Genomic DNA, 13,332 nt, shown 5'->3' with positions numbered 1-13,332 from the left:
GCAGCCCTCCCGGGTCCGCGCTCCCCGAAACCGGACCGGTGGGCTTGGGGCGTGTTCGCACCCGGCGCCAAGCCGCACCGTGAAAGGGGCCGGTCGCCGGAGGCATCGGGGCAGACACCGCAACAGCAGGCCGGGGCCGCAAGCCGGCGTTTGACGAACAGGAGGGTCTTCGTCATCCCGAACATTTCGATGCTATACGGTCCGTTGCTGTGCAATGAAGCGGCGTCTTGGAAAGCACTGGCGGCGGGCCGCAACGATCTTCGCTGATTTGCGACAAATTGAAACCAGTACTGCATGGTGATGCAGATCACGCTTGGAAGCGCGGCCGTCCGATGGTTCCATCAGCCGAACGGGGTATGCGTGGATCGGCGTCGGGTCGGGAGGCGGGGTATGGCGGGTACGGATGCGGAGCTGGACGACGAACTGCTGTTCGGGCCGGATGACGGCGCGGTCACGGCGGCGCGTCCCCTACGGCCGAGCGGCGACCCCTGGCCGATCCTGGTGGTGGATGATGATCCGCAGGTCCACGCCATGACCGCGGTCCTGCTGCGCGACTTCGATTTCGACGGCCGCCCCTTCGAGGTGGTGAGCGCCCTGTCGGCGGAGGAGGCGAAGGCGGTGCTGGCCGAACGGCCCGACCTGCCGGTGGCGCTGCTCGACGTCGTCATGGAGACGGAGGACGCCGGTCTGCGGCTGGTCCGCCACATCCGCGACGACCTGGGCAACCGCCGGATGCGCGTCATCCTGCGCACCGGTCAGCCGGGGCAGGCCCCCGAACGGGACGTCATCGTCGGCTACGACATCAACGACTACAAGGCCAAGAGCGAACTGACGGCCCAGCGGCTGTTCACCACGCTGGTCAGCGCGCTGCGGGCGTGGCGCGACATCGTCACCATCGAACGCAACCGCCTGGGGCTGGAGCGCATCCTCAGCGCCTCGGCCTCGCTGTTCGAAATCCGGTCGATGCGGGCCTTCGTCGAACGGCTGGTGGAGCAGATCGCCCGCGTCGTCGAGCCGGGCAGCGCGCCGGCGGTGATGGCCTGCCGCCGGATGGAGCGGGGGGACGGCAGCTCCCACGCCGCCGTGGTCGCCGGTCTGGGCCGCTTCGGCCTCGCGGTCGGGCTGCCGGTGACCGAGGCGCTGGCCGCCGGTCCGGCGGCGGAGGTCGAGGACGCGCTGCGGTCGCAGCGCAACGTCTACGACGACGACCACTGCGTCCTGGTGTTCCGGACCCGCGAGCATGGCGTGACCATCCTGTGGCTGGAGCGGGCGGAACGCTACACCGCCGACGAGCACCGCCTGCTGGAGCTGTTCTGCAACCGTGTCGCCATCGGCTTCGACAATGTCTGCCTCTACGAGGAACTGGTGGCGCTGAACCGCTCGCTGGAGCACCGGGTGGAGGAGCGCACGACCGAGCTGGCGGCCAACCAGAAGGCGCTGATCCTGGCGAAGGAGCGGGTGGAGCGGGCGCTGGAGCGCGAGTTGCTGGCCCGCGACAGCCAGCGCCAGTTCCTGGGCATGGTCAGCCACGAGTTCCGCACGCCGCTCGCCATCATCGACAGCGCGGCCCAGCTGCTGGCGATGCGGGCCGAACAGGTGGAGCCCGACATGCTGGAGCGGCTGGCGGTGATCCGCGGCAGCGTCCAGCGCCTGACCGGCCTGATCGACGCCCATCTGACCGACGAACGGCTGCAAAGCAACGCGCTGGTCGTGGAGCGCGGCGAGGTCGATCTGCAGGAGTTGATCCGCAGCGTCGCCCAGCCTTTCCGCGTCGCCTATCCCGACCGCGAGTTCCGCTTCGACATCGGGCCTCTGCCGCGCCGCGCGGAGGTCGACGCCCACCTGATCGGGCTGGTCCTGACCAACCTGATCAACAACGCCGTCAAATACTCCGGCTCGAACAGCCCGATCCTGCTGCGGGGCGACACCGACGGGGCGATGGCGGTGATCGAGGTGGTCGACCGCGGGCGCGGCATCCCCGAGCAGGAAATCCCGCGTCTGTTCGACCGCTTCTTCCGCGGGTCGGGGGCGTCCGGCGTGCCCGGCACCGGCATCGGCCTGCACACCGTCCAGCAGATCGTGATGCTGCATGGCGGCGCCGTCGCGGTCGACAGCGTTCCGGGCCAGGGCTCCACCTTCCGGGTGGTGCTGCCGGTCTGACCGGCGGGGCGAAATGCCCCAGGGTCGCCGGCCAAGCTCATCCGAAAGGCTATAGCCCTTTTGGGGAAGAGGTGAGATAGTCAGCGTCAATCCGGCACCGGTGGGACAACAGGCGACCGTCATGCTTGCCCAGCAATACGCGGCGATCAAACGCGACCTTGACGACAAAGGTATCGTGTTCTCGTTCAGCGGTTACTTGTCGGAAGGGATACTCTATTCCCTGGGCGAGGCGCTGCGCGAGAAGTTGACTCTTGAGGATGCCGACGGCCCCACCGTCCGCCGGGTCTTCTCGGTGTTCGTCGAGCAGATGCAGAACATCATCCGCTATTCGGCGGAAAAGGTGAGGGGGCGTCCCGGCGGCACCGTCGAACTCAGCGCCGGCATGGTGACCATCGGCATGGAAGGTGGAAAGGTCTTCATCGTCTGCGGCAACACGGTGCGCAACGACGACGTCGCCCGTCTGCGCGATCGGCTGGACCACCTGAAGAGCCTCGACCGTGACGGCATCAAGACCTACTACCGCGAGCAGTTGCGGGAGGAGCCCGACAGCGGCAGCCGCGGCGCCACCCTGGGACTGATCGAGATCGCCCGGCGGGCCAGCGAACCCATCGACTACGACTTCGATCCGATGGACACGGACCGCAGCTTCTTCTGCCTCAAGGTCCGCGTCTGAGCGGCCGAACCGAGCGACACGCCATGGACTCCCTCATCATCCCCGCCACCGGACGCACGCCCGGCGTCAGTTTCGATTTCGCCGCCGGTCATTTACGACTGACCGGCGAGTCCTACCCCGACGATGTCGCCGGCTTCTTCGGGCCGGTCTTCAGCGCCCTGCACGACTTTCTGGCACGGCCGGAACGCGGGGCCATCCGGTTCGACATGGAACTGCTGTATTTCAACAGCTCCAGCGCCAAGGCGCTGATGAACATCTTCCAGATGCTGGAGACGGTGGCGCGGGACGGGCGCCCGGTGACCGTGACCTGGTGTGTCGAGGAGAACGACGACTCGATGCGCGAACTGGGCGAGGATTTCGCCGAGGACCTGCGCGCCGTCGTCTTCGATCTGCGGGAGATCCCCGCCGGCGGCGGCGCATGAGCTTCAACCTCTTTGCCGCGGAGGAGGAGGCCCTTGCCAAGGCCCGCTCGCTGGGGAAGAGGCTGGAGGCCGATGCGCCGGACTGTGTCGCCGAATTCAACGCGCTGATCGCCGCGTTCGAACGGAGCACGCGGGAACAGCAGCGTCTGGTGCGGGTCAGCGACCGGCTGCAGGGGCAGTTGAACGACGCCAACCGCGAACTGGAACGGCGGCGGACCGAAGCGGAAGCGGCGCTGGACCGGCTGCGCGAGGCGCAGGAGGCGATGGTTCAGTCCGAAAAGCTGGCCTCGCTCGGCGCGCTGGTCGCCGGGGTCGCGCACGAGATCAACACCCCCGTCGGCATCGCGGTGTCCTGCGCCTCCCATCTCGCCGACGCGACCGCGGCGATGCGGCGGCGGGCGGAGGAGGGGGAACTGAGCAAGGGCGATTTCGCCCGCTACCTCGGCACCGCCATCGACACCACCGACCTGATCCTCGGCAATTGCGAGCGGGCGGCGCAGCTGATCGCCGGCTTCAAGCAGGTGGCGGTGGACCGGGCCAGCGCCGTGCGCCGCCGCGTCAACCTCGCCGCCTACATCCAGGACACGCTGGTCAGCCTGCAACCGAAGCTGCGCCCCGCCGGCCATGGGGTGGCGGTGACCTGCCCCGGCGACCTGGAACTGGACTGCTATCCCGGCGTCCTGTCGCAGATCCTGTCCAACCTGGTGATGAACGCCCTGACCCACGCCTTCGCCGACGGGCGGGACGGGGACATGGCGGTCGTCGTCGACCAGCCCGCCCCCGACATGGTCCGCCTGTGCTTCACCGACACCGGCCGCGGCATGAGCGAGGAGCACAGGTCCCGTGTGTTCGAACCCTTCTTCACCACGCGCCGTGGCCGTGGCGGCAGCGGGTTGGGGCTGCACATCGTGCACAATCTGGTGGTCGGGGTGTTGAAGGGCACCATCGCCGTGGACAGCGCGGTGGATCGCGGCACCAGCTTCACCCTGCTGTTCCCGCGCTGCACGCCGGAGGACTGAGCGTCCCGGAGGAGAGGCTCAGCTCTGCTGGCCGCTGCCGACGACGCGAACCGGGGCGGAGAAGACGTAGCCGACGCCATGCACCGATTTCAGCGGGGCCGGGCCGCCGATCGCCCCTTCCACCTTGTGGCGCAGGCGTCCGACGACGGTGTCGATCGAGCGGTCTTCCGGGTTCCAGCGGCGGTTGTACAGCGCCTGGGAGATCTGGTCGCGCGTCGCCGGCTTGCGCGCCTGGGCGGCGAGCAGGCTGGTCAGCTTCATTTCCATGCTGGTCAGGCTGATGCGGACGCCGGCCGGGTTGGTCAGGCACCATTCCGTGGGATCGAGCGACCAGCGCGCCTCGTCGCCCCCATCGGCGGTGTCGCCGACCGTGGTCCCGTTGGCGGCGGACGGCACGGCCGATTCGGCGGCGCGCTCGCTCAGGCGGCGCAGCAGCGACTTCACCTGCGCTTCCAGCTCGCGCAGTTCGATCGGCTTCACCAGATAGGCGTCGGCGCCGATCTCCAACCCGACCACCCGGTCGACGGTGGAACCGCGCGCCGTCACCATGACGATGCCGGCGCCGTGATGGTCGCGCAGCCTTGCGGCGATCTTGAACCCGTCCTCGTCCGGCAGGTTCACGTCGAGGATGACGATGGCGGCGTCGCGGGTCTGGAGCAGCCGGTCCAACTCGGCGCCGTCGCGGGCGCCGATGGCGTCGAAACCGCAGCTCGACAGATACTCGACCATGTCGGAGCGCAGAGAGTTCTCATCTTCGACCACGATGATCGTCGGACCCGCCATCCCGTACCCTCCCATCACCACTTCAACGGGTGGACCATACCGCAGATTGCCTAAACTTTAAAACAAAGTTGCGCCTACCGATCGATGTCACAAACCGTCACAACCAGTGACATGTCTGTAACAGATTTGCTGGCAGGGTCCAGGGATTTTACGCGGCACGCCGCGCCGACCCGTCGCCTGGGAGGATGGCTGCGTCGGTCAGTCGCACGCGGAAGCCGAACAGAGTGATGTCATCACGCTGCTCCCGCTCCCCCTGGAAGCGGTGGAGCGTGTCCTCCAACTCCATCTTCAGCCGGTCGAGCGGCCCATCCCCACAGCGCAGCAGCGCGTCGCGCAATCTGTGCTTGCCGAAGCTGCGACCCCGCTCCCCGCCGCTCTGGTCGGTCAGCCCGTCGGTGCCGAGAAGGAAGGTCTGGCCGGGCCGCAGCGTCACCGTACGGTTGGCAAAGGGCGCGTCGGCCTGCGCCGGATCCCGCCGATACCCCAGGCTGCGGCGGTCGCCGCGCAGTTCGGTGACGCCGTCACGGCTGGCGATCAGCAGGGGGATGCGGGCGCCGGCGTAGACCAGCCGCCCGTCGGCCGGCCGGATGTGGCACAGGGCGAGATCGAGTCCGTTGTCGAACAGGTCGGTCAGGTTGCGGACGTCCCCCTCCTGGTGCAGGGCGGCGCGCACCTTGTGGTCGACGACCGCCAGGATGGCGGCGGGGTCGTCGGCGCCCAGCAGGTCGAGCGCGTTGTTCAGCATCGCGCTGGCCGTCATCGTCATGAAGGCGCCGGGCACGCCGTGGCCGGTGCAGTCGGCGACCGCGACGACGAAGCCGTCCGCCACCTCGCGGCACAGGTAGAAGTCGCCGCTGACCACGTCGCGCGGGCGCCACAGCACGAAATGCTCGGTCAGCCCGGCGCGCAGCGTCTCCGGCGCCGGCAGGATCGAGGATTGGATCAGTTGGGCGTAGTTGATGCTGTCCATGATGGCGCGGTTGGTCGCGGCCAGCGCCTCCGTCCGTTCCTGGACTCGGCTTTCCAGGGTGCGGGTGTGGTCCTGCACCGTCCCAGCCATCCGGTTGAAGCCGTCGGCCAGCACGCCGATCTCGTCGGCGCGGTCGGCGTTCATGCGGGCGCCGTAGTCGCCGCGGGCCAGGACGCCGGCCAACTGGGTCAGCCGGCGCAGCGGGCGCAGCACGATCCGGTTCAGCGTGAGGCCCAGCGCCGCCATCGCCCCGAGCAGCGACAACAGGAGCAGCCCGACCACCGGGACCAGCGCGTCCAGCGTCGCCTGCCGGACCTCCGCGGTCGAATAGGCGACGCGCAGGCGCCCGACCGTCTCGACCCCGCCTTCCCGCCCGTGCAGGACGATGGGCCGCTCCACCGCGACGCGGTTGGCCGGATCGGCGGCCCCGGCGGTGGCCTGCGCCAGTGGCGTGTCGCGGCCGACCTCGTACACGGCGATGGAGCGGATGGCTAGGTCACGGGCGGTCAGCGCGTCGATCATGCGCTGAACGCTGCGGGTGTCGAGTTCCCACAGCGGCCCGCTCAGCGCGTCGGCCTGGGTGGCGGCGACCAGCTCGGCCCGGCGCAGCAGATCCTGGTGCCGCTGTCCCTCGACGATGCGCTCGGACAGCAGCACGGCGGCGGCGCCGATGGTGGCGGTGGTCACCAGGATGGCGCCGGCCACCCGCGCCAGCAGGGAGGAGCGGCGCTTCACGACAGGATGCCGCTGCGGCGCCACAGCGACTCCAGCCGGCCATCGGCGGCAAGGCGCTCCAGCAACCCGTCGAGCCACGCCGCGCCGACCGGCCCGCCGCGGCGCACCAGGATGGTGTGTTCGTAGATCTGGTCGGTGCGTTCCGACACCAGCAGCCGTTGCGCCAGTTCGGGCTCGCGTTTCAGGAAGCGGGTCAGGAAGGAGCGGGTGACGATGGCGAGATCGGCCCGTCCGGCGGCGACGCTGCGCACGTTGCCCTCATGCGTCACCGTGACGCGGGTGTGATAGCGCTGCTCCAGCAGCTTCGGATCGGCGTGGAAGTCGGCATAGGCGTAGTGGTAGCCCAGCCGGCCCAGGATGGTCTTGCCGCTCAGATCGTCGAACACGGACTGGTCGATGCCCGGCCCGGCCTTGGCAACGAACACCTCGGCGTCGCGCAGGAAGGGGCGGGTGGCCTCCACCGGACGGCCTTCCCAGCCCCAGGTCAGGCATTCGAAGGCGATCATGTCGAACCGCCCCTGTTCCAGGTCGTCGTAACGGCGCTGCGGCGCGGTCGCGACCAGCCGGAACCGGCGTTCGGACTGGGCGGCGTTGAGCAGATCCAGCAGATCGCGCGTCACGCCGTCGCCCGTCTCATCGACGTAAGGGGGGAATTCGTAGGCACCGACATTGACCACCACCGGGCCGGTCGCCGGCACCACCGCGGGGGCGTCCTCGACCGCCGCGGCCAACACCGACCGGGTCGGCCAGCCGGACAGGAGGGGTCCGGACAGCAGGGGCAGCGCAACCGTCAGCGCCGTGCGGCGGGAAACCGGCCCCGTCATGTCGCCCCTCTCGCATTACCCCATTCGTGGTGGCGATACTTTACTCCGGTATGCAACGTGACCGCAACGCGGCAATAAAGCACCAGGTTGCGGAACGCATGATGTCAGGCGGCTTCGGTTGCCCGTTCGACCTCCTGGTCGGCAAGGCCGGTGATCTCGTCGCCGGTCAGCGTCTCGCGTTCCAGCAGCGCCCGGGCGATGCTGTCCAGCGCGGTGCGGTCGCTGCGCAGCAGGCGGCGGGCATGCTCCATCCCCTCGTCGGTGATGCGGCGGATTTCCTCGTCGATGCGCCAGGCGGTGCGCTCCGACCGCACGCCCGGCTCGCTGCCGGCGTGGGCGACGAAGCCGATGGCCTCGCTCATGCCCCAGGCGGCGACCATGCGGCGGGCGAGGTCGGTGGCGGCGCGGAAGTCGGCCTCGGCTCCGGTGGTGACATGGTCCTGGCCGAAGACGATCTCCTCCGCCGCGCGGCCGGCCATGGCGACGGCGATGTCGGCCAGCAGCTTGGCGCGCGACACGGACACCCGGTCACCCTCCGGCAGCCGGACCACCATGCCCAGCGCGCGGCCGCGCGGGATGATCGTCGCCTTGTGGATCGGGTCGGCCTCCGGGCAGCGCAGCGAGACGAGGGCGTGGCCGGCCTCGTGGTAGGCGGTCAGGCGGCGTTCGTGAGCCGACAGGGCGAGGCTGCGGCGCTCCACCCCCATCAGCACGCGGTCCTTGGCGGTTTCGAAATCGGCCATGGTGACGACCACCCGGCCCTGGCGCGCCGCCGACAGCGCCGCCTCGTTGGCGAGGTTGGCGAGTTCGGCGCCGGAGAAGCCCGGCGTGCCGCGCGCCACCGTGCGGGCGCAGACATCGGGGGCCAGCGTCAGCCGGCCGGCGTGGACGCCCAGGATCGCCTCGCGCCCCGCCACGTCGGGAAGGCTGACATGGATGTGACGGTCGAATCGGCCGGGGCGGAGCACGGCGGCGTCCAGCATCTCCGACCGGTTGGTGGCGGCGATCACCACGACGTCGCCGCCCTCGACAATGCCGTCCATCTCGACCAGCAGCTGGTTGAGCGTCTGTTCGCGTTCGGAATGGCTATTGGATTCGCCGCGCTTGCCGGCCAGCGCGTCGATCTCGTCGATGAACAGCAGGCAGGGGGCGTTGGCGCGGGCGGCCTTGAACAGGTTGCGGACGCGCGCGGCGCCCAGCCCGACGAACATCTCGACGAAGTCCGACCCCGACGCGGCGAAGAACGGCACGCCGGCCTCACCGGCCGCCGCCTTGGCCAGCATGGTCTTGCCGGTGCCGGGCGGACCGACCAGCAGGATGCCCTTCGGCACGCGGGCGCCGGCCATGGCGAAGCGGCGCGGGTCCTTCAGGAACTGCACCGTCTCGCGCAGTTCCTCCTTGGCCTCGTCCACGCCGGCGACGTCGGCGAAGACGGTGCCGGTGTCCTCCGGCCGGATGCGGGTGGCGCGGCCCATCCCGAAGAACTGCCCGCCGCTCAGCGCCAGCCCGCCGACCAGCAGCGCCACCACCAGGAACGGCGCCGCCCGGTCGAGCACGCCGACCGTCTGCGCCATCAGCCCCACGGGGCCGTCGTCGAAGGCGATGGCGACCTTGTGGCTGCGCAGTTCCTTCAGCAGATCGTCGGTCACCGGCATGACGATGCGGCTGCGGGTTCCGTCGGTCGCCACCGCATGCCCGGTGTCGTCGCTGAAGGTGATCGACGCGATCTCGCCCCGGCCGGCCCGCTCGATCAGCGCGCTGTAGGTTGCCGGCTGTTCACCCGCCCGCTGGGCATGGTCGTACCAGGCCGCGAAGCCAAGCCACGCGGCCAGCAGGGCGGCCAGGGCAGCGAGCGCAATCATCGGGCGTTTCGGCAGCGTGGGCATGTCGGCTCCGCGAGGGGGAAGGACTGGCTTTCGGTCTATGCCATTGATGGGGCCATTGATGCGGGACAGCCTGCCGCCGCGGCAACCGATAAGGGCCCGTGTCCCTTCTTTGACACCGTAAGCGGTGCGTTTGCCGAATGGCTCCCTTCCGAATCCAAGGGAGATCTCAAGCGGTTGCCGATAAGCTTCAGTTCCGACAGTATGGCATCCCAACCAAAGCGCATCGCCCGAACGATAGCGCACTGCCCGAACGATAAGGACCACACCGCCATGGCCGAGGCCGCCGCACCGGCGCCTGCCCTCCAATTGGAGGGCGTGACCTGCACCTTTCCCTCACCCGACGGCCGGGGACGTTCCTACACCGCCGTACAGGGCGCCAGCTTCACCGTCGCCGATGGGGAGTTCGTGTCGATCGTCGGCCCGACCGGCAGCGGCAAGTCGACCATGCTGAACGTCGCCGCCGGGCTGCTGAAGCCGAGCGAGGGCAGGGCGCTGTCCTTTGGCCAGCCGGTGACCGGGATCAACCCGAAGGCCGGCTACATGTTCCAGGCCGAGGCGCTGATGCCGTGGAAGTCGGCGCTCGACAACGTCGCCGCCGGGCTGGAGTTCCGCGGCGTCGCGCGGGCGCAGGCGCGGGAGCGCGCACGGCCCTGGCTGTCCCGTGTCGGGCTGGAGGGATTCGGCGACCGCTTTCCGCACCAGTTGTCGGGCGGTATGCGCAAGCGCGTGGCGCTGGCCCAGACGCTGATCGTCGACCCGAAGATCATCCTGATGGACGAGCCTTTCTCGGCGCTCGACGTCCAGACCCGGCAGATGATGGAGAACGAGCTGCTCGACCTGTGGGCGGCGGACCGCAAGTCGGTGGTCTTCATCACCCACGACCTGGAGGAGGCGATCGCCATGTCCGACCGGGTGCTGGTGCTGTCGGCCGGGCCGGGATCGCGGCTGATCGGTGAATACCGCATCGACCTCGACCGGCCGCGCGACGTGGCGGACATCCGCATGACCCCGCAATTCCTGGCGCTGCACCGGGAGATCTGGGGCCAGTTGCGCGACGAAGTGCTGAAGGGCTACGCCCAGACCAAGCTGCGGTGACGACATCATGAGATCCCACGCCAAACGCCTGCCGAGCCGCCCGGTCATCCTGCTGCTGCAACTGGGTGTGCTGATCGCGTTCTTCCTGATCTGGCACGTCCTGACCGACACCAAGATTCTCAGCCCGTTCTTCTTCGGCACGCCGGGCGCGGTGCTGGAGCGGACCTGGAAGGACTTCGCGTCCGGCGTCATCTGGTACCATCTGGGCATCACGCTGCTGGAGACGGCGCTGGCCTTCGCCATCGGCACGGTGGCGGGCATCGCCTTCGGCTTCTGGTTCGCCCGCGCGCCGTTGGTGTCGATCGTGTTCGACCCCTACATCAAGGCGGTGAACGCGCTGCCCCGCGTCGTGCTGGCGCCGATCTTCGCGCTGTGGCTGGGGCTGGGCATCTGGTCGAAGGTGGCGCTGGGGGTGACGCTGGTCTTCTTCATCGTCTTCTTCAACGTCTACCAGGGCGTGAAGGAGGTCAGCCCCGTCGTGCTGGCCAACGCCCGCATGCTGGGCGCCAACTCGCGCCACCTGTTCCGCCACGTCTATCTGCCGTCGGCGCTGTCCTGGGTCTTCTCGTCGCTGCACACCGCGGTCGGTTTCGCCATGGTCGGTGCGGTGGTCGGCGAGTATCTGGGCTCCGCCGCCGGGCTCGGCTACCGCATCCACCAGGCCGAGGGCGTGTTCGACACCGTCGGCGTCTTTTCCGGCATGCTGGTGCTGACCATCTTCGTCGTCCTGATCGACGCGGCGGTGACCGTCATCGAAAAGCGCCTGCTGCACTGGCGTCCACAAGACCAGCACAGCGGGCAGCACTGACCATCCAAGGGGGAGGAAAACCAATGAACCTGAAAGCCTTGATCGCGGCCGCCGCGGTCGCCCTGACGCTGGGAGCCGTCACGCCGGCGTCCGCCCAGGACAAGCTGGAGAAGACCGACATCAAGATCGCGGTCGGTGGCAAGCCGCTGCTCTATTATCTTCCGCTGACGCTGGCGGAACGGCTGGGCTACTTCAAGGACGCCGGCCTGAACGTCGAGATCAGCGATTTCGGCGGCGGGTCGAAGAGCCTGCAGGCGCTGGTCGGCGGGTCCGCCGACGTGGTGACCGGCGCCTACGACCACACCATCCAGATGCAGGCGAAGGGTCAGCCGATCGTCGCCCTGACGCAGCTCGGCCGCTATCCCGGCATCGTGCTGGCGGCGGTGAACCGGGCCGACACCATCAAGTCGGTGAAGGACCTGAAGGGCAAGAAGGTCGGCGTGACCGCCCCCGGCTCCTCCACCAACTTCATGCTGAACTATGTGCTGACCTCGATCGGCATGAAGCCGGAGGATGTGTCGATCATCGGCGTCGGCGGCGGCCCCAGCGCCATCGCGGCGATCAAGCGCGGCGAGATCGACGCCATCGTCAACCTCGACCCGGTGATCAGCCAGGCCCAGGCCGACGGCGACATCACCATCCTGGCCGACACCCGCACCGAGAAGGGCACGATCGAGGTCTATGGCGGCCCCTACCCGGCGGCGGTCCTCTACGCCAAGCCGGAGTTCGTCAAGGAGAACCCGAAGACGACCCAGGCGCTGGCCGACGTGTTCGTCCGCACCATGCTGTGGCTGAACAAGGCCTCGACCGAGGATGTGCTGAAGGTGCTGCCGGAGGAGTATTTCCTGGGCAACAAGTCGCTCTACGCCCAGGCCTTCGAGCATTCCAAGCCGACCTATTCGCCGGACGGCCAGTTCACCGAGGCGGGGGCCAAGGCCGCCCTGACGGTGCTGAAGGCGTTCGATCCGGCGGTGGCCTCGGCCAACATCGACCTGTCGAAGACCTACACCAACCAGTATGTCGCCGACGCGCTGAAGCGCCTGCCGAAGTGAGCGGCCCGCCCGCCGGTTGGCGGGAGAGGGAATACCCATAGAAAAAATGTGGGCGCGGCATTTTGTCGCGCCCTTTTTCATGCTGCGCCGCCGTTAGACTGGACGGAATTGGTCCTGATTGAGCCCCGATCGCGACCGCCACCCCGTTTGCGGAGTGCCCGAATGGCCGAGGTGATTTTCTACGGAATGGCCGGTTGTCCGGCGAACGCCAAGCAGAAGCAGCAGTTGACCGCCGCCGGCCACCGGCTGGTCGAACGCGATCTGGCGACCGCCGATTTGACGGCCGCTGAACTGCGCAGCTTCTTCGGCGACAAGGAGGTCGATGGTTGGTTCAACCGGCGCGCCGCCGCGGTGAAGAACGGCAGCGTCAAGCCGGACGCGATCGACGAGGCTGCCGCGCTGTCCGCCATGCTGGCCGACCGCGAGTTGATCCGCCGCCCGCTGATCCAGTCCGGCGACCGCCGCGAGGCCGGCTTCGATCCCAACACCCTGCACGCCTGGATCGGCATGACCTCTGGCGAGAGCTGCGATGACAAGCACGCCCGCGGCCAGTGCGACCACGGCCATCAGCATTTCGTGAAGGCGCCCGGCACCTGACGGCAAAAAGCCCGCGGCGGGATGATCCGTCGCGGGCCTTTCCCTGTCCGGAGTCTGTCGGGATGCTAGGCGAACGCCTTGTACGCAATCAGCGTGAAGGTGTCGCGCACACCCGGCAGGGTCTGCACATGTTCGGTGACGAAGCGGCCGATGTCGTCGTTTTCCGGCAGGTAGCACTTCATCAGCAGGTCGTACTGGCCGGAGATGGAATGCACCTCAGACACCCGCTCGATCAACTGCACCGCCTGGTCGGCAACCTCATAGGCCTTGCCGAGATCGCACTTGACCATGACGAAGATGGTCTGCAC

The 13,332-nt window shown here is 68.6% G+C and carries 13 protein-coding genes; 8 read left to right on the top strand and 5 right to left on the bottom strand.

Features of this window, described 5'->3' with window-relative positions; genetic code table 11:
- Positions 1 to 390: 390 nt before the first annotated feature.
- The 4 genes from TSO352_RS17975 (at position 391) to TSO352_RS17960 (ending at position 4,274) form a co-directional block, all read left to right on the top strand.
- The gene (locus TSO352_RS17975; RefSeq protein WP_109108684.1) at positions 391 to 2,160 is read left to right on the top strand and encodes a DUF3369 domain-containing protein; all 1,770 of its coding nucleotides are present in this window, start codon (positions 391 to 393) and stop codon (positions 2,158 to 2,160) included.
- 121 nt (positions 2,161 to 2,281) lie between these two features.
- A complete protein-coding gene (locus tag TSO352_RS17970; protein WP_109108683.1) occupies positions 2,282 to 2,833 on the top strand; it encodes a SiaB family protein kinase in 552 nt (183 codons plus the stop codon).
- A gap of 23 nt (positions 2,834 to 2,856) precedes the next feature.
- Complete coding sequence (locus TSO352_RS17965) at positions 2,857 to 3,255, top strand: DUF1987 domain-containing protein (RefSeq protein WP_109108682.1); 399 nt, start codon at positions 2,857 to 2,859, stop codon at positions 3,253 to 3,255.
- Entirely contained in the window at positions 3,252 to 4,274 is a 1,023-nt protein-coding gene (locus tag TSO352_RS17960) for a HAMP domain-containing sensor histidine kinase (protein ID WP_109108681.1), read from the top strand. Before TSO352_RS17965 ends, TSO352_RS17960 begins: the two co-directional genes overlap by 4 nt.
- A gap of 18 nt (positions 4,275 to 4,292) precedes the next feature.
- Here TSO352_RS17960 and TSO352_RS17955 read toward each other — a convergent pair whose 3' ends face one another.
- From TSO352_RS17955 to ftsH, 4 genes are all read right to left on the bottom strand, one after another.
- Positions 4,293 to 5,057, bottom strand: a complete 765-nt coding sequence (locus TSO352_RS17955) for a response regulator transcription factor (protein WP_109108680.1) — start codon at positions 5,055 to 5,057, stop codon at positions 4,293 to 4,295.
- Positions 5,058 to 5,205: 148 nt separating this feature from the next.
- Positions 5,206 to 6,762 (bottom strand): SpoIIE family protein phosphatase, encoded by a 1,557-nt coding sequence (locus TSO352_RS17950; protein WP_109110710.1) that lies wholly within the window; start codon positions 6,760 to 6,762, stop codon positions 5,206 to 5,208.
- Positions 6,759 to 7,586 (bottom strand): transporter substrate-binding domain-containing protein, encoded by an 828-nt coding sequence (locus TSO352_RS17945; RefSeq protein ID WP_109108679.1) that lies wholly within the window; start codon positions 7,584 to 7,586, stop codon positions 6,759 to 6,761. The genes TSO352_RS17950 and TSO352_RS17945 overlap by 4 nt, the downstream gene beginning before the upstream one ends.
- A gap of 104 nt (positions 7,587 to 7,690) precedes the next feature.
- Positions 7,691 to 9,472 (bottom strand): ATP-dependent zinc metalloprotease FtsH, encoded by a 1,782-nt coding sequence (gene ftsH / locus TSO352_RS17940; RefSeq protein ID WP_109108678.1) that lies wholly within the window; start codon positions 9,470 to 9,472, stop codon positions 7,691 to 7,693.
- Between the two features lie 270 nt (positions 9,473 to 9,742).
- On the opposite strand from ftsH, the gene TSO352_RS17935 reads away from it, so the two are divergent.
- From TSO352_RS17935 to TSO352_RS17920, 4 genes are all read left to right on the top strand, one after another.
- A complete protein-coding gene (locus TSO352_RS17935) occupies positions 9,743 to 10,567 on the top strand; it encodes an ABC transporter ATP-binding protein (RefSeq protein WP_109108677.1) in 825 nt (274 codons plus the stop codon).
- Positions 10,568 to 10,574: 7 nt separating this feature from the next.
- A complete protein-coding gene (locus TSO352_RS17930) occupies positions 10,575 to 11,375 on the top strand; it encodes an ABC transporter permease (protein ID WP_109108676.1) in 801 nt (266 codons plus the stop codon).
- Positions 11,376 to 11,398: 23 nt separating this feature from the next.
- Positions 11,399 to 12,427: an ABC transporter substrate-binding protein gene (locus tag TSO352_RS17925; protein ID WP_109108675.1), complete on the top strand. Its 1,029-nt coding sequence runs from the start codon at positions 11,399 to 11,401 to the stop codon at positions 12,425 to 12,427.
- Between the two features lie 162 nt (positions 12,428 to 12,589).
- Entirely contained in the window at positions 12,590 to 13,024 is a 435-nt protein-coding gene (locus TSO352_RS17920) for an ArsC/Spx/MgsR family protein (protein ID WP_109108674.1), read from the top strand.
- 65 nt (positions 13,025 to 13,089) lie between these two features.
- Here TSO352_RS17920 and TSO352_RS17915 read toward each other — a convergent pair whose 3' ends face one another.
- Positions 13,090 to 13,332 (bottom strand): Lrp/AsnC ligand binding domain-containing protein, encoded by a 243-nt coding sequence (locus tag TSO352_RS17915; RefSeq protein ID WP_109108673.1) that lies wholly within the window; start codon positions 13,330 to 13,332, stop codon positions 13,090 to 13,092.

Source organism: Azospirillum sp. TSO35-2 (assembly GCF_003116095.1).
Classification (GTDB): Bacteria; Pseudomonadota; Alphaproteobacteria; order Azospirillales; family Azospirillaceae; genus Azospirillum.
This window is presented reverse-complemented; position numbering and strand designations above follow the sequence as displayed.